The sequence below is a fragment of the Streptomyces sp. NPDC058051 genome (assembly GCF_042885475.1).
Classification (GTDB): domain Bacteria; phylum Actinomycetota; class Actinomycetes; order Streptomycetales; family Streptomycetaceae; genus Streptomyces.
Genome location: NZ_JBHVRW010000002.1, coordinates 506,424 through 525,749, shown reverse-complemented (window position 1 = coordinate 525,749; position 19,326 = coordinate 506,424). Strand labels below are relative to the sequence as shown.

The 19,326-nt window shown below is 73.0% G+C and carries 10 protein-coding genes and 1 pseudogene; 4 read left to right on the top strand and 7 right to left on the bottom strand.

The annotated features are described in order from the left end of the window. Window positions 1–112: 112 nt before the first annotated feature. From ACFVUT_RS05655 to ACFVUT_RS05630, 6 genes are all read right to left on the bottom strand, one after another. Window positions 113–4,921, bottom strand: coding sequence for a hypothetical protein (locus ACFVUT_RS05655; protein WP_389647657.1), 4,809 nt, complete (start codon window positions 4,919–4,921; stop codon window positions 113–115). A gap of 53 nt (window positions 4,922–4,974) precedes the next feature. Further along, window positions 4,975–5,904: a hypothetical protein gene (locus tag ACFVUT_RS05650; protein WP_389647654.1), complete on the bottom strand. Its 930-nt coding sequence runs from the start codon at window positions 5,902–5,904 to the stop codon at window positions 4,975–4,977. 184 nt (window positions 5,905–6,088) lie between these two features. Further along, a complete protein-coding gene (locus ACFVUT_RS05645; protein WP_389647651.1) occupies window positions 6,089–7,618 on the bottom strand; it encodes a hypothetical protein in 1,530 nt (509 codons plus the stop codon). Window positions 7,619–7,878: 260 nt separating this feature from the next. After that, window positions 7,879–11,535, bottom strand: a complete 3,657-nt coding sequence (locus ACFVUT_RS05640) for a hydantoinase B/oxoprolinase family protein (protein WP_389647648.1) — start codon at window positions 11,533–11,535, stop codon at window positions 7,879–7,881. A 171-nt stretch (window positions 11,536–11,706) separates the two neighbouring features. Next, complete coding sequence (locus tag ACFVUT_RS05635; RefSeq protein WP_389647645.1) at window positions 11,707–13,125, bottom strand: HEAT repeat domain-containing protein; 1,419 nt, start codon at window positions 13,123–13,125, stop codon at window positions 11,707–11,709. A 219-nt stretch (window positions 13,126–13,344) separates the two neighbouring features. Then, window positions 13,345–13,737 (bottom strand): ankyrin repeat domain-containing protein, encoded by a 393-nt coding sequence (locus ACFVUT_RS05630; protein WP_389647642.1) that lies wholly within the window; start codon window positions 13,735–13,737, stop codon window positions 13,345–13,347. A gap of 342 nt (window positions 13,738–14,079) precedes the next feature. On the opposite strand from ACFVUT_RS05630, the gene ACFVUT_RS05625 reads away from it, so the two are divergent. Both ACFVUT_RS05625 and ACFVUT_RS05620 read left to right on the top strand, forming a co-directional pair. Further along, window positions 14,080–14,274 (top strand): hypothetical protein, encoded by a 195-nt coding sequence (locus ACFVUT_RS05625; RefSeq protein WP_389647639.1) that lies wholly within the window; start codon window positions 14,080–14,082, stop codon window positions 14,272–14,274. A 38-nt stretch (window positions 14,275–14,312) separates the two neighbouring features. Continuing rightward, entirely contained in the window at window positions 14,313–15,926 is a 1,614-nt protein-coding gene (locus tag ACFVUT_RS05620) for a hypothetical protein (RefSeq protein WP_389647636.1), read from the top strand. A gap of 182 nt (window positions 15,927–16,108) precedes the next feature. Here ACFVUT_RS05620 and ACFVUT_RS05615 read toward each other — a convergent pair whose 3' ends face one another. After that, complete coding sequence (locus ACFVUT_RS05615; protein WP_389647633.1) at window positions 16,109–17,608, bottom strand: PLP-dependent aminotransferase family protein; 1,500 nt, start codon at window positions 17,606–17,608, stop codon at window positions 16,109–16,111. Between the two features lie 103 nt (window positions 17,609–17,711). On the opposite strand from ACFVUT_RS05615, the pseudogene ACFVUT_RS05610 reads away from it, so the two are divergent. Both ACFVUT_RS05610 and ACFVUT_RS05605 read left to right on the top strand, forming a co-directional pair. Next, window positions 17,712–18,344, top strand: a pseudogene (locus ACFVUT_RS05610) (YitT family protein); the annotation flags it as partial. A gap of 203 nt (window positions 18,345–18,547) precedes the next feature. Then, the gene (locus ACFVUT_RS05605) at window positions 18,548–19,312 is read left to right on the top strand and encodes a glycerophosphodiester phosphodiesterase (RefSeq protein WP_389647630.1); all 765 of its coding nucleotides are present in this window, start codon (window positions 18,548–18,550) and stop codon (window positions 19,310–19,312) included. The last annotated feature ends 14 nt before the right edge of the window (window positions 19,313–19,326 follow it).

Below are 19,326 nucleotides of genomic sequence, written 5' to 3'. Positions count from 1 at the left end.
GCGGCACGCGTCAGCGCGATGCGCCTGCTCGACGCCCTCCTCCCCCGCGCGCCGCCCTCTTCCCCCGCCCGGCGCCCTCTGTCCGCGCGCTCGGCGGGCCTGCACGCGGTCCCTACGCGTCGGACGAGTCCTGAGGGGAGACCTGCGTGGTGTCGGCTGGTGTCGTGGTGCGCTTGAACATGCGGGTGGCGGTGATCTCACCGTGCACCGTCTCGCCGTTCGGGTCCTGTTGCGGCAGCCCGGGGCGGAGGTGCTCCTCCACGCTGATGTACTTCAGACCGGCGCGCAGGTCGGCGTCGTTGCGCAGCCGGATGACCAGGGGGAATTCGGCGAGCGCCGTGGTGTCGAACAGGCCGGTCGTGTAGAGCAGCTGCACGCCGAGAGCGTCGGACACCGCGCGCTGGAGCTCCAGCAGATAGGTGGCGTTGGCGCGACCGATGGGGTTGTCCAGGAAGAGCGTGCCCGCGTGCCGGTGCTGATGCCGGTCCCGGCCGCGGTCGTTGCTGCGCAGCGCGGCCATCGTGCAGTACAGCGCGATGGCGGCGGTGAGCAGTTGGCCGCCCGAGAAGACGTCGCCCATCTGCCCGACCGGGACGCGTTCGGCTCGGAGCACCGCGTCCGGTTTGAGGATCTCCACCGCGATGCCCTTGGGCTCCAGCGCCGCCTGAACCCCGCGCAGCAGGAGGGACATGCCGTCCCTGCGCAGATCGGAGTTCTTCTTCAGAGCGGCGCGGGTGGCCTCGTCGATAACGTCGCCGAGCCGCTCGGCGAGGGTGGCCTGGTCGGGTTCCTCGAAACGGATCCGGAGGAACTCCTGACCGGACCACTCCCCCAGTCCTTCGGGGAGCTGGGAGAGCCGCTGGGCGGAACGGAGGGTGGTGAGCGCGGACTCCACGAGGCCGCGGAGCCGGTCGACGATGGAGTCGCGATTGCGCTCCAGCTGGGCCAGCTCGTCGGTGAGGACACGGAGCCGGGGCGCGAAGGCGGTGGCCCACTTCTCGGCGTGCTCGGGCAGCGCCGCGGCCGGCAGCTCCCGGATCTGCTGACGGGCGGGGGTGCGGACCTGCTCGTAGCGGGTGGAGTTGGCGTGCCGTACGAGGACGTCGCTCGCCTCCCGCACGGCGCTCTCGGCGACGGACAGGTCGGCGGCGCAGCCGCGCAGTGAACGGCGGGCCTCCGCGGCGGACTGCCGGGCCTCGTCGAGGCCGCCCGGGTATGCCTCGGGGACCTCGGAGTCGTCGTCCGCGCCGTGGTCCCTGAGGAGGTCCCGCAGAAGGGCCGCGGTCTCGTCGAAACCGCCTGCCGCGTCCTCGGCTGCGCGGTGGGCGTGCAGCAGCTCGGTATGAGCGACGCGCGCGGTGTCCAGTGTCGCTGTGGCGGAGGCCAGTTCGGTCGTGGCGGTACGCAGGAGGGTCTGCGCCTGATCGGCGTGGTCGGGGACCAGCTCGTCGGGGAGTTCGGTGTGGTGGGTCTCTCCGTCGGCCGGGGCCAGGCGCTCGGCCTCGCCCCTCAGGCGGCCCAGCTGCTCGCTCGCGGTGGAGGCCCTGGTCTCCAGGAGCTGCACCAGGGATTCGGCGCGGGCGGCGGCCGCCTGCCGGGAGGGGCCGTCGGCGCCGTCGGGACCTTCGAGAAGCTGGGCGGCCCGGGTACGGACCTTGTTGGTGAGCCGGTCCAGCTCGGCGACGGCGGCGCTCTCGTCGCTCTCCGCACGGGCCTGTTCGGCGCGCAGGTCGGCGCCGACGCCCACCTTCTCGTACAGCTGGGATGCGGCCCGGTAGGCCTCCCGCAGGGCGGGAAGCGCGGTGCGCGGGGTGTCGCCCTCGGGTTCCGGAAGGTGCTCCGGGGCACCTGCGATCTCGGCACGCTCGGCGCGCAGGGCGCGTGCCGTACGGCGGGCGTCGTCGGCTGCGCGCTGGGCGGCCCTGCGGTCCTCGTCGGCGGCGCGGGCCCGCTCCAGGCAGACGGTGGCGCGGGCCTCGGACTCGGCTGCTTCGTCGATCAGTTCGCGCAGTTCCGCCTGCCAGCGAGCGCGTTCGCGCAGGCGGTGGGCGAGGCCCGCGAGGGCGTCGGCGGCGCGGCGGGCGCGCTGGGCGGTCTCCTGGCGTTCGTCGCGGACACGGGCGGTGTCCGCGGCGGCCTCGTCCGCCTCGGCGCGTACGGTGCGGGCCTCGGCGAGCGCGGCCGCCGCCGCTTCGGCGGCCGTACGGGCCGTGCGGGCTGCTTCGGCCAGCTCGGCGAGCATGCCGGGCGGGCAGTCGGCGCGCCACGAGCCGATGCGGGCGGCGAGGGAACGGTCCGCGGTGAGGCGGGCCGCGAGGGCACGGATGTCCTCGTCCCGGGCGGCGGCCCTGCTTCTGAGGGCCTGGCGTTCCTCGTCGGCCGCGTGTTCGTCGTGCATGGCGGGGTTCGGCGGGACGAGGAACACGTCTTCCGCGCGCGCCGCCGATCCTGTGCCGGTGGCCGGTACGGGGGCGAGCAGCGCGGCGGCGGTGCCGACGGCGACGGCGGATCGCGGCAGCAGGGCGGCACCGCTCAGGGCGTCGCGGGCGCGGGCGTGCGCGTCGGGGTCGGTGATGACCACGCCGTCGACGAGTTCGGGGCGGGCGGCGAGGACTGCGGCGTGGTCGGCGGGGTCGACGGCCTGGGCGAGATAGCGCCAGCCGGGCAGGGCGGGGATGCCGTGCTCGCCGAGGTATTCGACGGTGGCGAGGACATCGGGCCCGGGCGGCAGCAGTCCGCCGTCGCCGAGTGCGCCGAGGATGCGGGAGTCGTCGGCGGCCGCGGTGCGCAGTTCGAACAGGCGGCGTTCGGCGGAGGCGATGCCCTGGTCGAGCAGCTCCCGCAGTTCGTCGGCGCTGCGGTCCAGTTCCTGGGCGGTGAGCGGCTGCGTGGGGTCGGCGGACGGCTCGGCGGTGATGGTGTGCGTGCTGTGGACGGCCTGGTCCGGCCGGCCTTCCTTGCCCGTCTCACCCGCCGGACCCGTCCGGTCCGTGTGGTCCGGACTGCGCGGGGCGTCCGGTTCGGGTTCCGTGCCGGTCGCTCCGCTGCGGGGCCGGGGCACGCCGGTGCCGTGTGCGGCGGGCAGACCCAGCAGATCGGCCAGGCGGTGCTCGGCGGCGATCGACTCGGCGGCCCGCAGCTCGGCCTCGTACACCTGTTCCGCGGCCTGTGCGGCGTCGGCGGCGCGCGCCGCCGCCAGCTCGGCGCGGCTCTCGGCGCCCGCGGTCTCTCTGGCCAGGTCCGCCGCCGAGCGGGCGGCCTCCCTGGCGGTGTCCCACGCGGCGACGGCGGACTGCTCGGCGTCACTCGCGGCGAGGGCGGCGCGCGCCGGGTCGGCGTCCGGCGCGGTGTTCTCAAGCCAGCCGGCCCGTACCGCCTCCGCCGTCTCCTGCTCGACCTCGGCGAGACGCTGCCGCAGATGCCCGGCCTCGCTGCGGGCGCGCTGGGCGTCGGTGGCGGCGGTGGTGGCGTCGCGGTGAGCGGTCTCACCCGCTGTCTGGAGGGTGTCGGAGCGTTCCTCCTCCTCGTTGGCCAGGTTCTCACCGGCTTCCGCCGCACTGTGCAGTGCCCGTACGAGATCGGCGGCGGCCGTGGCGCGGGCGGCGAGCGCGGGCGCGGCGTCACGTTCGGCCTCGCGGATGGCGACGGCCACGCGTGCGGAGCGGTCGGCTGCCGCACGGTGGCGCAGCACGGCCTCGGCGGCCTGCCAGGCGGAGTGCAGTGTGCGGGCATCGCCCAGTTCGCGGCGCTGGGCGGTCGCGCCCTTCTCCGCCGCGGTCAGGGCCAGCGAGGCGTGCCGGTAGGCCAGTTCGGCCGCGATCGAGGCGCTGCGGCCGCGGGCCTCCTCGGCCGCGGTGACGGTATGGGCGGCGCCCGTCACCTGCTGGGCCAGCTCGGCGGTCCGGCCCCGCTCCCCGGCCGCACGGGCGGAGAGTCTGCGGGCGAGCGTACGGGTGCGGCGCTCGGCGCCCGCGTGGATGTCCCGGGCGCGGGACCGGGTGTCGGCGGCGGCCACGATCCGGCCGAGCAGATCGACCGAGCCCGCGGTGAAGTCGCGCTCCGCGGTCAGCTCGGCGCGGCGGCCCAGCTTGTTGCCGAAGCCGCTCACCAGGTCGGCGAGGCCGTCCGTGTCGCGGGTGTCGGTGACGGCGCGGAGGAGGAGGTCGGTGAAGTCGGAGTCCTTCTTGACCGCGAAGAGGCCGGCGGCCTCGCCCTCGTCGGCGTTCATCTCGCGCTGGTAGCGGAAGAGTTCGGGGTCGAGACCGAGGTCCCCGAGGTGCTCGTTCCAGCGGTCGTGGATCTCTTCCCAGTGCACATCGAGATGCTGGTAGAACTTGCCCGCCTCGGTCAGGGCGTCGCGGAAGCCCTTCATCGTGCGCCGTCGGCCCCGCGCGCCGGAGACGCCTTCGGCGGGGCGGTGCACGGAGGTGGCCTCGGCGACCGGCAGGGAGTCCAGGCTGAGTCCGGGTCCGGGGCGGAAGGAGTACCAGGCCTCGGCGAATTTCCGCGGATCGTTGGACACCTGCCGGCCACGCCACTCGCTGACCTTGCCGACGACCACGCACTCGCCGGTGAGGGTGTGCTGCCATTCCAGGGCGACGTGCCCGCAGTCGTCGGCGAGCAGGAACTTGCGCAGTACGCCGGAGCTGGCGCCGCCGAGGGTGTTGCGGTGACCGGGCAGCATCACCGAGAAGATCAGCTTCAGCAGCACCGACTTCCCGCCGCCGTTCTCCAGGAAGAGAACCCCGGCGGGGGCGGGCCGGCGCGGCGGTCCGACGGGCTCCTCCTCGAAGAACTCCGCCTGCGCCGGGGCGGGGTTGGGCACGGGCTCGCCCACTCCGCGCAGGTCAAGCACGGTGTCGGCGTAGCGTGCACCGGCAGGCCCGATGGAGTAGAGGCGGACCCGGGACAGCTCGTACATGGCGGCGGACTCTCGTCGTTCGGACAGCGGCGGGGAGGCGGTGGTGGTGCCGGTCAGGAGTGGAAGGGGAGACCTGCGTCGGCGACCAGTTCCAGGTCGTCGGGGTCGGGCGGCGGCAGCAGCGTCGCCGTACCGTCGGTGACCGGTACGACTCCCAGTTCGAGCAGTTCGGCCATGGCGGCACCGCCTGCCATGTCGCGGACCTGGAGCTGATAGCGGGCGGTGGTGCGGTAGGCGCCTCCGGCGTCGTCCCCCGTGCGCTGGAGGAAGCCGGAGTCGGTGAGGAAGGCGACGGCCTTGCCGACGATGCCGGTGGTGGATCCGGCCAGCCTTCGGGCGTCCTTCGTGGCTCCGGTGGAACTGCGCCGGGCGTAGATCCGCCAGGCCGCTTCCAGTCCGGGGGTGTCGGTCGCCGGGTCGGTGTTGTCGCCCTGCTCCTCGGCCCGTTCCTCCAGACGGTGGCATGCCTGGCGTACGAACGAGTCGACGCCGTTCACGGTGATCCGGCCGATGTAGGAGTCGTCGGCGAGGTCCTCGGGGCGGGGGAAGGCCATCGCGGCGACGGCGAGGTGGGCGAGCCCGTGCAGGAAACGGTCGGCGGAGTCGGACGAGGCGCGGCGGGCGTAATCGCCCATGCGTACCGCGAAGACCGAGTCCTCACCGGCCGTCACGGCCATGCCGGCGCGGGTGGACACTTCCAGGACGACGAGCCCCAGTCCGGTCGCCACGGCGTCGGCGAGCCGGGCGAAGGCGGGTTCCTCGCGGTAGCGGCGGAGCAGTTCGGTGTACTCGGCGTCGCGTGCGGGCAGGAGTCTGGGCTGCAGCCCGAAGGCGACGAGCCGGGCGGCGTCGGCTGCGTCGGCCGGGGTGACGGGTGCGGTGGCGGGGGGCCCGGCCGGTGCGGCGGGGCCCGTGCTGTCGGTCGTGTACGCCGTGGTCGGCTCGCTCCACGCGTCGGCGTGCTGTGCGCGGTGGTCGCTCACGACTGTCGCTCCTTGATGCGGAAACTCTTCGGTACGGGGTGGGGGGCGCCGGTTCTCGCAGCTTCGGTCCCGGGCGGCGCGGGGCGGTCCGCGCACCCGGAGTGAGCACCGGGGGTCCGCGGGCGCCGACGGCCGAGGCGCGTCGCCCGGGTCGGCGACCGACGGGCGGCGTCGCGCGCGCGGTTCATGACGCCTCCGAGCGGTCCGCTGCCATACCGGCCGCGTCCAGCAGGGCCGTGCCCACTATCAGGTCGGCTCCGCCGAACTCCGGGTCGTCGAGCTGCGTCCCGTCGTCGACGGAGAACAGCAGGCGCTGTTCGCCCTGCCGGTAGGCGGTGCCGACCGGCGGGCTCGCGGCGTGCACCGCGAGCAGGGCGACCAGATAGGGCAGATCCGGATCGCCGCCGCGCCGGGCCTGCGCCAGCAGTCCCGAGAGCCTGCGCGGGGCGTCGTGCTCCAGGTCGAGGAGTTCCATGGCGCTCGCGAGCTGTTCCTCGCTGAACCTGCTGTCGTCGGGGGTGGCGATCAGATCGGGTTCGGGCATCTCGGCGCCCAGGTGTTCGCGCTCCAGGGGCGGGGTGAGCAGCATCTCGACGAGGTCGCCCACCCTCACCGAGGTGGGGAGGCGCATCCCGGTGCCGCGGGCGAAGTAGGCGTCCGTGACGCGGATGGCCTGTTCGACGGGGAGCGGCAGCAACGGGGCGACCAGTTGGCCGTACAGGTCGAGTCCGGCGCGGGCCGTGGGGGTGGCGAACGCCTGCCGGTCCTGTTCGGCGCGGAAGAGCGGTCCTGCTTCCAGCAGGCGGGACTGCAACTGGGTGTGGCGGCGGATGCAGTCCTTGACGATGTCGACGAGCTCGGCTGCGCGCCGCTTGTGCTCGGGTTCCTCGGCCTCGTCGCGCGCCTTGCGGATGTTGGTGAGGATCGCGTTCTCGTGACGGTAGCGGTCGGCGACGTGGTCGAGTGCTTCGGCGATCATGTCGGGCACGGCGTTGAGCCAGTCGACGGCCCGGACGTTGCGACGGGTGGCCTCCAGCGTCTTGCGGAGGGTCTCGGCGTACTGCACGGTGCGGTAGCGGGCCTGCTCGGCGGCGAGTTGTGCGTCCGCGAGGCGGCCCCGGCTGATGAGGACCTCCAGCTTCACCTCGGCGGCGATCTGGGCGCTGGTGACGTCCGTGTCGAGGGCGCCGACCAGGACGTTGACCGCTTCGTCGGTGGCCCGGAGATAGACGGTCCCGCCGTGTCCCGGCACCTCTTCGATGAGTTTGAAGTCGTAATCGCGACGGACATACACCCCATCGGGGCCGAAAGTGCCGTACACCGCACGGAATCCGCGGTCGACGCTGCCGACATTGATCAGGTTCTCCAGCACCCAGCGGGCGACCCTCTCGTGCTCGGCGACCGGACGGTTCGGGGCCTGGGCTGCGACGCGGGGAAGCAGCCTGGACACTATCTGGTCGTGGTCGGCGCCCGTATCGAAGTCCATGTTGAGGGTGACGAGATCGATCGCGGCGAGTGCGACCTCGGCCATCGCGTAGATGGTGTACTCACCGGCCAGATTCGCCTTGCGCACATCGAGGTCGTGCAGCGGCGCCGTGCAGGCGAGTGCGCGCAGCCGCCGCGAGAGCCCCTCGTCGGCGGCCGGTCCCGGGGCAGGCCGCGGCCCCGCGCTGAGCTGGGGCGCAGCGTTGTCCGTGTAGGCAGGCGAAGTCACGCTGCACAGATTAGGTCCTCATACTGACAACGGTCGAAACGGCGCAGAAGCCACCCCGTCATCCGGGCCCGCCACTGCCCGTGTCACGGCCCTGCCCCGGCGACGCCGCAGCCGTTTCCCGGCGCCGCCGCACACACCCGGCAACCTCACGCACGCCCGGCAGTCCCACACACGTCGCACCGTGCGCCCGGCGGCGTCGACGCGTGTGGTCCGGAACGCCCGGTGACGTCAACGCGTGTCGCCCGGAGTGCCCGGCGGCGTCACGCACGTCGCGCCGCACGCCCCCTGGAGTCGTTCGGAGCCGGCTCCGGCGGTCCGTAGCCACCGCCGCCTGGTGTGCGGAGCACCAGGACGTCCCCCCGCTCCAGTTCGGCGGCGTCGCAGCCCCGCAGCGGCGTGACCGTCCGACCGTCCGAGCGCTCGATGTACTGCTCGCCCAGCGCGCCGGGTTCACCGCCGGCCATGCCGTACGGCCGGACCCGGCGATGGCCGCAGAGCAGCGTCACGGTGACCGGTTCGAGGAAGCGGATGCGCCGCTCCACGCCGCAGCCGCCGTGCCATCGCCCGCCGCCCCCGCTGCCGTCGCGTACCCGGAAGCTCTCCAGCAGTACGGGGTAGCGCCATTCGAGGACTTCGGGGTCGGTGAGGCGGGAGTTGGTCATGTGGGTCTGCACGGCGTCGGCGCCGTCGAAGCCGTCCCCGGCGCCCGAACCGCTGGCCACGGTCTCGTAGTACTGGACCCGTTCGTTGCCGAAGGTGAGGTTGTTCATGGTGCCCGAGCCCTCGGCCTGGACGCCGAGTGCCGCGTACAGAGCGCCGGTGAGGGCCTGGGACGTCTCCACGTTTCCCGCGACGGTGGCCGCCGGGTGGACGGGGGCGAGCATGGACCCCTCCGGAATTCTGACGTCCAGTGGTTCGAGGCAGCCGCTGTTGAGGGGGATGTCGTCGGCGACCAGAGTCCGGAAGACGTACAGCACGGCCGCCATCACCACGGATTTCGGCGCGTTGAAGTTGCCCGGCTGCTGCGGTGAGGTGCCGGTGAAGTCGACGACCGCGCCGCGGGCGGCCCTGTCCACGGTGACGGCGACCTCGATGACCGCGCCGTTGTCGGTCTCGTAGCGGTAGGAGCCGTCGTGCAGTTCGGCCACGATCCGGCGGACGGACTCCTCGGCGTTGTCCTGCACGTGACCCATGTAGGCGGCGACGACCTCGGGTCCGAACTGCCCGACCATGCGCCTGAGTTCGGCGATGCCCTTCTCGTTGGCGGCGATCTGGGCGCGCAGGTCGGCAAGGTTGGTCTCCGGGTCGCGCGAGGGGTGGGCGGCGCCGGCGAGCACCGCGCGTGTCTCGGCCTCGCGGAGCCTGCCGTCCCGTACCAGCAGCCAGTTGTCGAAGAGCACCCCCTCTTCGTGGACGGTGCGGCTGAAGGCGGGCATGGAGCCGGGCGTGATGCCGCCGATCTCGGCGTGGTGCCCGCGCGAGGCCACGAGGAAGCGCAACTGCGGCCTGTCGCGGCCGGTCTCGTCGAACACGGGGGTCACCACCGTCACATCGGGCAGATGTGTGCCTCCGTGGTAGGGATCGTTGACGGCGTACGCGTCGCCGGGCCGCATCGCGCCGTCGTTGCGCCGCAGTACCTCCTTGATGGACTCCCCCATGGAGCCGAGGTGTACGGGAATGTGCGGGGCGTTCGCGATCAGATTCCCGTGTGCGTCGAACAGCGCGCAGGAGAAGTCGAGCCGCTCCTTGATGTTGACGGAGTGGGCCGTGTTCTCCAGGCGCACGCCCATCTGTTCGGCGATCGACATGAAGAGGTTGTTGAAGACCTCCAGCATGACGGGGTCGACACGGGTTCCGACGGCCGTACGGTCCGGGCGCGGGCGGGCCCTGGTCAGCAGCAGATGGCCGCTGTCGGCGAGAACCGCCTGCCAGCCGGGGTCGACCACGGTGGTGGCATCGGCCTCGGCGATCACGGCAGGCCCGGTCACGGTGTCGGCGGCGTGCAGATCCTCGCGCCGGTGGAGGGGCGCGTCCTGCCATCGGCCGTCGGCGAACATCCCCACGGTGTCGCGTGGTTGAGGCGTCGCGTTCTTCCGGGGCGTGCGGGTGACCCGGCCCGGTGCGTGCGCACCCGCCGAGCCGACCGCCCCGACCGACACCGCTTCCACGACGAGGGGTTTGTCCATGGTGAAGGCGTACCGTGCGCGGTGCTCCGCGGTGAACGCCTCGGCCATGGCGGACGCGGTGTCCAGATCGACGGGGAGGCTGGAGTCCGTACCGGCGTAGCGCAGGAGCACACGGGCGTGTGTACGGATCGCCCCGTCGGGGATGGCGTCGGCACGCAACTCGGCGCGGGTGCGGGCGGCGAGTTCGTCGCACAGCTCGCCCACCGCGGTCCACGTCGCCTCGTCCAGTTCCGCCTCGACGGACTGTTCGCGCATCGCGGTGGCGTCGGCGAGACCGATGCCGTACGCGGACAGTACGCCGGCCAGGGGCGGTACGAGGACCGTGTCGATGCCCAGGGCGTCCGCGACGGCGCAGACGTGCTGGCCTCCGGCACCGCCGAAGCCGGTCAGGGCGTAGCGCGTGATGTCGTGTCCGCGCTGCACGGAGATCTTCTTGACGGCGTTCGCCATGTTGAGCACGGCGATCTCCAGGAACCCGGCGGCGACCTCGGCGCCGGTGTGCGGCGTTCCGGTGGCGCGCGCCACGTCGCCTGCGAGTGCGTCGAAGCGTGCGCGGACGACGTCCGCGTCGAGCGGAAGGTCGCCGCCCGGTCCGAAGACGGCCGGGAAGTGCGCGGGCTGGACCCGGCCGAGCATCACATTGGCGTCGGTGACGGTCAGCGGCCCGCCGCGGCGATAGCAGGCGGGGCCGGGGATCGCGCCCGCGGAGTCGGGACCGACCCGGTAGCGGTGGCCGTCGAAGTGCAGGACGGAGCCTCCGCCGGCGGCGACGGTGTGGATACTCATCATCGGGGCGCGCATCCGCACACCGGCCACCTGGGTACCCAGCTCACGCTCGAACTCGCCCGCGTAGTGCGACACATCGGTGGAGGTGCCGCCCATGTCGAAGCCGATGACCCGGTCGTAGCCGGCCTGCTCGGACGTGCGGGCCATGCCGACCACGCCTCCGGCGGGTCCGGACAGCACCGCGTCCTTGCCCCGGAAGTGGGACGCCTCGCGCAGCCCCCCGTTGGACTGCATGAACATCAGCCGGATGCCGTCGAGTTCACGGGCGACGTCGTCGACGTACCGGCACAGGATCGGTGAGAGGTAGGCATCGACGACGGTGGTGTCGCCGCGTGGCACGAGCTTGATCAGCGGGCTCACCTCGTGCGAGCAGCTGACCTGCGTGAAGCCGGCGTCACGGGCTGCCGCGGCCACGGCGCTCTCGTGTGCGGGGTGACAGTAGCCGTGCATCAGGACGATTGCCGCGCTGCGCAGGCCGTCGGCCCGGGCGGCCCGCAGCCGCTCGGCGACGGTGTCGCGGTCGAGCGGTGTCACGACGCGGCCCCGGGCGTCGATCCGCTCGGGGACCTCGATCACCCGCTCGTACACGGCCTCGGGCAGCAGGATGCGCCGGTCGAAGAGCCTCGGCCTGTTCTGGTACGCGATGCGCAGGGCGTCCCGGAAGCCTTCCGTGATGACCAGGACGGTCGGTTCACCGCGCCGCTCCAGCAGGGCGTTGGTGGCGACCGTCGTACCGATCTTCACCGTGCCGACGCGGTCGGCGGGAACCGGGTCGGTGGGGCCGAGGCCCAGCATCTCCCGGATCCCGGCCACGGCGGCGTCGCGGTAGCGGTCCGGGGCGTGGGAGAGCAGTTTGCGGGTGACCAGGTTCCCCTCGGGATCCCGGCCCACGACATCGGTGAACGTTCCGCCCCGGTCGATCCAGAACTCCCAGCGTCCTGTCATCCCTCCATACTGGCGCGCGGCAGGGAAGCGGGCCCGGCGCCCCGCCCGTTCATGCCGCGCCACACGCGTACGCGGCGCCGCGCCGTACCCGTCCGCGCCGCCCCGCCCGTTCGCGTCGAACCGCCCGTCAGTGGCGCGCGCCCCCGACGCGCGCCACTGGGCGCACTCCGGTCAGATCGCGGAGGTGTCGGGCCCGATCCTGCTGCGTACCGCTGTCTGCACCTCGGCCTCCTCGGCCGGATCCGCGGCGAGCCGGCGCAGTCGCTCCGCGACCCTGATGTCACCGGTCTCCGCGTGGAGTGCGGCGACCTCACGGGTGGTCTCCTCGCAGTCCCACAGGCATTCGACGGCGAAGCCGGTGGCGAAGGAGGCGTCGGTCGCGGCCAGTGCGCGGGCCGCTCGGCCGCGCAGGTGCGAGGACGACGTCTCCCGGTAGACATGGCGCAGTACAGGGGCCGCGCAGGCGATGCCCAGCCGGCCCGTGCCGTCGACGAGGGTCCACAGGAGTGGTGCGTCCGGGCCTTCGCCCCGGACGGCCTCGCGGAGCGCGCCGAGGACCAGTGGGGCGTCCTGGGCGCCGCCCCGGCAGGCGAGCACACCGGCCGCGGAGGCGCCGAGCGCGTCGGGCCGCCTGGCCCATCGCCTGGCCCGCTCCACCGCCGCGTCGCCGCACATACGCTCGAAGGCGGCGACGGCCGCGTCGGCGACGGCGCGCGAGGTGCCGGCCACGGCGCTCTCGATCAGGTCGAGCACGGCCGGATCCCCGGCCTCGGCCAGGTGGTGCAGGGCGGCGCAGCGTGCGCCCTCGGGGCCGCCGCGGGCGGCCCCGATGATCGTGGGCCGGTCCTCGGGGCCGGCGACGGCGCCGAGGCAGCGGGCAGCCGGGACATGGAGGGCGCTGCCGCGTTCGAATGCCTGTTGGGCCCAGTCGAAGACGGCCTGGACGCTCCAGCCCGGTCGGGGGCCGCCGGGCCGCATCTGCCGCTGCCAGCGGTCGAAGGAGCCCTGTTCCGAGGCGGCCCTGATCCGGGCTCCGACCTCTTCGCGCGGGTCGTCCGCCCAGAGCCGCCAGGGGCGGGGTTCGTAGGCGTCCCGTACGGCGGCGGCCAGCTCGGTCGCGCCCTCCGGGGTGGCCGGGAACCGGCCGAGCACGGGTACGGCGAGGGCGCGGAGTCCCGCGTCGTCGTCGCGCAGGGCGAGTTCGTCGAGGGCCCAGGCCCAGTTGGCGCCGGTCGCGGCGTACTGCCGCAGCAGGGCCAGGGCGTCGTCCCGTCCGTACGAGGCGAGGTGGCCGAGCACGGCGAGGGCCAGCCCGGTGCGTGCGTCGTCGGTGTCCAGGTGGTCGTCGGGATCACACAGGTGGCGCTCGATCTCTTCGACACCGCCGTCGAGGTCGAGGTACAGGCGTGCGTAGTAGAGCGAGCGGTTCTCCACCTGCCAGTCGTGACGCGGATCGCTCAGGACGCAGTGGTTGAGAGCCGCCAGGGCCTCGGGGCGCGGCGCGGCGAGCGCGTGGAGCGTGCCGTCGCCACGGCCCCTCTGCAGCAGACCGAGCAGGGTGCCGCTCGGCGCTATGAACGGATCAAACATGGAAAAAGCCTCACATCAAGCTGTCGACGCAACCGGGACTGTGCAGTTCCAAGTGCCGCGTGGGGCACTACGCCGCGCAGCAACATGATCGGCCGACCGCCGTCTTCTGCTTGGTGTAGACCATCTTCCTCTGCCTCTCGTCGGTGGCCCGGACCGGGCCCGCGACGTCATGATGACCCAGCCATTTCGCCACCGCGACCACATTTCTGGCGTACCCGGTCAGCGGGCGCCGAAGAGTTCCAGCAGGTCGGCCTTGCCGAACATGCGTGCCGTGTCCTGTGCGGAGGGCGTTCCGGCCGTCGGGTCCGCCCCTGCGGCGAGCAGCGCTTCGATCACCGCGTCCTCGCCCTTGAAGACGGCTCCGGCGAGCGGCGTCTGCCCCCGGTCGTTGGCGCGGTCGGGATCGGCGCCCCGCCCGACGAGGGCGGTCACCGCAGCGGCGTGGCCGTGGTACGCGGCGAGCATCAGCAGCGAATCGCCCCGGTCGTTGGTGAGGTTGGCGGGGACACCGGCGTCGACGTAGGCGGCGAGTGCCTCGGTCTCACCTCGGCGGGCCAGGTCGAAGACCTTCGTCGCCAGCTCGACCACCTCGGGATCGGGGGCTTCGCTCATCGGACGGACCGCCTTCCTTCGACCGGTTTCATCAGTGTGGACGTCCTTCGGTGTCGACGTGCTTCGGTGTCGACGTCCTGGGCCGTACGCCGTCGGGGCCGCACGAATGAATCGACAGGGTACTGCTCGACGGCGCGCGCGGTCCGGCCCGCCGACGGCGGAGGATCACGTCCGGTGAGCCGAGGACGGCACGCCGGTGGGTTTTCGGCTCTCCGAAACCCCCATGCCCGCCAATCGAGTGAAAATACAGACTTTTCACTCTAATGCGACTTTTATCATATAGATACTTGCGGTGAAGCTGGAAGGACTCATGGTGACTGTCCCCTCTACCAGGAGAACCTCATGATCCTGTCCATGTCAGGCGTTGTCATTCTCGGCATCATCGTCTTCCTGTTCTTCAGGAAGGACGGCCTCAAGGCATCGCACGCCGTCGTCACCGCCCTGTTCGGCTTCTACCTGGCGGGCACCGCCATCGCACCGAGCATCACCGCGGGCGGCGCGAGTCTCGCCGGCCTCCTGGGCGGGATCAAGTTCTGACCCTCCGCGACCACTCCCACCCCTTTCAGGAGACCGACGTGGCCCGGCGACCACTCCCCCGCATTCTGAGCACCGGCAGCGCCTCGATCACCCGCAGTCGCGAGTTCGCGCGCACGGCCGCGGACAACGCCACCGACGTCCTCCATCCGCTGATGGTGGTCGCCCGTGGACTGCGGCTGCTGGCCGGAGCCGGACGGCAGAGGTGGGCCGCGACGCCCAAGGACAAGCGTGGACCGACGCTGTTCTCCGTCGCGGCCTGCGTACTCGGGGTCGCGCTCCTCCCGTACGGGTCCGTGCTCGCCCTGGTCGCGTTGATGGGCGCGGCCGCGTGGAAGGGGCGGGAGCGGACCCCCGTGAAGACCGGCCCCGACGACGCGGAGACCGGGCGGCTGCGGTCGCTGTACGAAGCGCTCGTGCCGTACTTCTCCGTGTCCGACGATCCCAGCCCGCTGTTCGCCCACGGCGGTGACTGGGACAAGGTCTTCAGCGATTACGAGTTCGACGGCGACGGGCGCCTGACCCGTCTGCGCGTGACGTACCCCGCCTACTTCACCGACAGCGAGGCCGCCTCCCGCATCCGGATCGAGCAGCTGCTGCACACCAAGTCCGGCCGCGGCCGCGAGTACCACTTCGCCTGGGACGAGGAGGGCAACCAACTCGTCATGAACGTGCTGGACGCCCTGCCCACGTCGATCGGGGCCCAGCGCTTCGTCACCGCCCCCGGCGAGACCGTGCTGGGGTTCACCGACGGCGACGCGGTGCAGCGCACCGTCCCCGTGACCGACGGCGACGCCACCCGCGACGCGCCTCCCGTCGTCTGGCGGACCGGCGCCCGCTCCACCGAGCCGCACCTGCTGGCCGTCGGACAGCCGGACAGCGGCACCACCACACTGATGCGCTCCATCGCCCTGCAGGCCCTCCAGCACGGCGACGTCCTGATCGTCGAAGGGAGCGGAACCGGCGAGTACGCGTGCCTGACCGGGCGCAACGGCGTCCTGGCCGTGGAGTGCGGTCTGGCCGGCGCGCTGGCGACCCTGGAGTGGGCGGCCCACGAGACGGAGCGGCGGCTGATCGCGGCGAACCGGGCCCGGCAGTCCGGCCACTCCGCACCCGACGACACCAGGCGCCCTCTCTGGATCCTGCTGGACCGGCCCAGCGTCCTCGGCCATCTGGCGGCCGTCGACGACAGGCCGGATCCCCAGGAACTCCTCCAGGTGCCGCTGCGGCACGGCAGGGCGGCCAACGTCACCGTGGTCATGGCCGAGCAGTTCGACAGTCTCGACACCCTCGGCGAGACCGTACGGACCCACACCAGGGCCCGGGTCGTACTCGGCCACTGCTCCCGCGAGCAGATCGAGTCGGTGCTCGGCACGCACCCGCACACGACGCCGCCCCCGGACGTCCCGCCGGGCCGGGGGTACGCGCGGCTCGGCACCGGTCCCGTGCTGCGGCTCCAGGTCCCGGCCACACCCGATCCGCACGACGAGGCGACCGGCGAGGCGCAGCGGCAGGCGGTCCTCGGTCTGCTCCCCGGGAGGCAGGCGCCGGACGACGGGCGGGCCGCGGCGGCCGAGGCGAGCGTCCCGGACCCGGCGATGCCGCGCACCGTGACGGCGGCCACGGCCGTCGAGAGCATGGCGGTCGGCGACTGAACGCGACGGCACGGGGGTGACGCGTCGACCGACATGACAGCGGGGGGTGACACGTCGGCTTACATGACGGCGCGGGGGTGACACGTCGGCTTACATGACGGCGCGGGGGTGACACGTCGGCTTACATGACGGCGCGGGGGTGACGCGTCGGCTGACACGTCACCCCCGTGCCGTCGCGTCGGTCAGGCGACGAACGTCCTCGGCGCCTCCACGCCCGCGGCCGCCCCCGAGCCGACCAGCCGCGCCGCCGCCGAGAGCCGTACCGCCGCCTCGTCGGCGACCGGCCCGCCGACCGTGAACGGCAGCCGTACGTACCCCTCGAAGGCGCCGTCGACACCGAACCGGGGGCCGGAGGGCACCCGGACACCGACCCGCTCCCCCGCCACGGCGAGCCGGGAGCCGGAGAGGCCGCCCGTACGCACCCAGAGCGTCAGTCCCCCGTGCGGGACCGAGAACTCCCAGTCCGGCAGCTCCCGGCGGACCGCTGCGACGAGCGAGTCCCGGTTCTCCCGCGCCTGTGCGCGGCGGACCCGCACGGCCTCCTCCCAGCCTCCGGTACGCATCAGCCAGTTGACGGCGAGCTGCTCCAGCACGGGCGTCCCCATGTCGGCGTAGGCGCGGGCGGCCACCAGACTGCGGATCACGTCCGGGGCGGCGCGCACCCAGCCGATCCGCATGCCGGCCCAGAATGCCTTGCTCGCCGATCCGACGGTGAGCACGGTGGAACCCGCCGGGTCGAAGGCGCAGACCCGGCGCGGCATCGGCACGCCGGCGTCGAGGCACAGCTCGCTCATGGTCTCGTCGACGACCAGGACCGTACCGGCGGAACGGGCCGCTTCCACCAGGTCGCGCCGCCGGTCCTCGTCAGCCAGCGCACCGGTGGGGTTGTGGAAGTCGGCGACGACGTACGCGAGCCGCGGGGCCGCGTCGCGCAGCACCTGCCGCCACCGGTTCAGGTCCCAGCCGCCGAGCCCCTCCTCCATCGCCACCGGCACCAGCCGTGCGCCCGCCTCCCGCATCAGCTGGAGGATGTTGGCGTAGCTCGGGGACTCCACCGCGATCCGTTCGCCGCGGCCGGCGAAAAGGTGGCAGATCGCGTCGATCGCGCCCATCGCCCCGGTGGTGACCATGATCTGTTCGGGCATGGTCGGGATGGAGCGCTCGGTGTAGCGGTCGGCGATCATCTGCCGCAGTGCCGGCAGCCCGGCCGGGTAGTCGCCGTGGGTGTGGGCGTACGGTGCCAGCTCCTCCAGGGCGCCCTGGACGGCCCGGGTCAGCCACGGCTCGGGAGCGGGCAGCGAGGCGCAGCCCAGGTCGATCATCGAACCGAGCGACTCCGGGGGCAGCGGTTCCAGACCGCGAGCGGGCAGCGGATTGCCCGCGGGCACGGCGGTCCAGCTGCCGGCTCCCCTGCGGGACTCCAGGAACCCCTCGGTCCGCAGTGCCTCGTACGCCGCGGCGACCGTGGTGCGGCTGACGGACAGGGCGAGCGCCAGTTCGCGCTCGGCGGGCAGCCGGGCGGCAACCGGCACCCGGCCCTCCAGGACGAGCAGGCGCACCCCGTCGGCCAGGGCGCGATAGGCGGGCGGCCTACGGGCACCCGGCCCGACGGGGCGGGGCTGCTGGGCATGGAGCTGCCGGGCGAGCTGTGCCGCACCGACCGCCGAAGTCCACTGCGCCATAAAAATCAGTCCACCTTCCTCGGATTGGCCATATTCGACAGCCAATCCCCTGCCACAGAGTGACATGCGGCAGTCCACTACCACCACTCCAGGGGGCACTCTCTTGTCCATCACCCCCGTCCCTCGCGGGGCGCACCTGACCCGAAGGCTGATTCAGCTGTATGCCGGCCTCGCGCTGTACGGAGCGAGTTCTGCGCTCCTGGTCCGCGCCGGTCTCGGCCTCGAACCCTGGGGGGTTCTGCATCAGGGACTCGCCGGGCGCACGGGGCTGTCCATCGGTGTCGTCTCGATCATCGTCGGCGCCGCCGTCCTGCTGCTGTGGATACCGATCAGGCAGCGTCCCGGCCTCGGCACCGTCTCCAACGTCCTGGCGGTCGGCCTGGCGATGGACGGCACGCTGGCGCTGGTGCCCGAGGTGCACGGCCTCACCGCGCGGATCGCCGTGATGGTCGCCGGTGTCGTGGTCAACGGGGCGGCGACGGGGCTGTACATCGCGGCGCGGTTCGGCCCCGGGCCGCGCGACGGGCTCATGACCGGTCTGCACCGGCGTACCGGCCGTTCCATCCGGCTCGTCCGCACCCTCATCGAGGCAGCGGTCGTGGTGACCGGCTTCGCGCTCGGGGGCTCGCTCGGCGCGGGGACGGTGCTCTACGCCCTGGCCATCGGCCCGCTCGCCCAGATCTTCCTGCGCCTCTTCGCGGTCGACGGAAGGCGGGCGGCGCGGGCCGGCACCGCACCCGACGACGAAGGGGGCGGCGCACCCGGCGGCCGAACCACCCCGGCACCCGACATCCAGGCCACCGCGCGCGTCCGGACCGCCACCGCACCCGAAGGCGAGGGCGGCGTCGCACCCGAAGGCGAGGGCGGCGTCGCACATGCGTCGGACGGCGGAGGGACCGCGGTCACCGCCCGGACACCGGAGCAGGCCATACTGCCGCGGTGACCTCCGTACACCACCCCTATCTGGACCATCCCGCGACGATCCCCTTCGCCCATCGAGGCGGTGCCGCGGACGGGATCGAGAACACCGCGGCCGCGTTCCGCCGGGCCGCCGATGCCGGGTACCGCTACTTCGAGACCGATGTGCACACGACGGCGGACGGCCGCCTGGTGGCCTTCCACGACAGCACCCTGGACCGGGTGACGGACGCCCGCGGCCGGATAGCCGAGCTGCCGTGGAGCGCGGTGCGGCAGGCCAGGGTGGCGGGCCGGGAGCCGCTGCCGCTGTTCGAGGAGCTGCTGGAGACGTTCCCCGAAGCCCGCTGGAACGTCGACCTCAAGGCCGAGTCCGCCCTGGTCCCGCTGGTCGACCTGATCCGCCGGACGGAGGCCTGGGACCGGGTGTGCGTCGGCTCGTTCTCGGAGGCCCGGGTCGCCAGGGCGCACCGTCTCGCGGGGCCGCGGCTCGCCACGTCCTACGGCGTCCGCGGCGTGCTGGGCCTGCGGCTGCGCTCATACGGCGTTCCGGCGGCGCTGCGGGCCGGTGCGGTCTGCGCGCAGGTTCCGGAAAGGCAGAACGGGGTCCGGGTCGTCGACCGTCGCTTCGTGCGCGAGGCGCACGCACGCGGACTCCAGGTGCACGTCTGGACGGTGAACGAACCCGAGCGGATGGCGGCGCTCCTCGATCTCGGTGTGGATGGCATCATGACCGATCACATCGAGACGCTGCGCACGGTGCTGAGCGAGCGGGGGGCCTGGGCCTGACGCCGGTCCGTGCC

Coding starts and splice junctions, on each gene's coding strand:
- ACFVUT_RS05655 (WP_389647657.1), bottom strand. CDS start 4,921: ATGTACGAGCTGTCCCGGGTCCGCCTCTACTCCATCGGGCCTGCCGGT.
- ACFVUT_RS05625 (WP_389647639.1), top strand. CDS start 14,080: ATGATCCTGTCCATGTCAGGCGTTGTCATTCTCGGCATCATCGTCTTC.
- ACFVUT_RS05630 (WP_389647642.1), bottom strand. CDS start 13,737: ATGAGCGAAGCCCCCGATCCCGAGGTGGTCGAGCTGGCGACGAAGGTC.
- ACFVUT_RS05615 (WP_389647633.1), bottom strand. CDS start 17,608: ATGGCGCAGTGGACTTCGGCGGTCGGTGCGGCACAGCTCGCCCGGCAG.
- ACFVUT_RS05635 (WP_389647645.1), bottom strand. CDS start 13,125: ATGTTTGATCCGTTCATAGCGCCGAGCGGCACCCTGCTCGGTCTGCTG.
- ACFVUT_RS05640 (WP_389647648.1), bottom strand. CDS start 11,535: ATGACAGGACGCTGGGAGTTCTGGATCGACCGGGGCGGAACGTTCACC.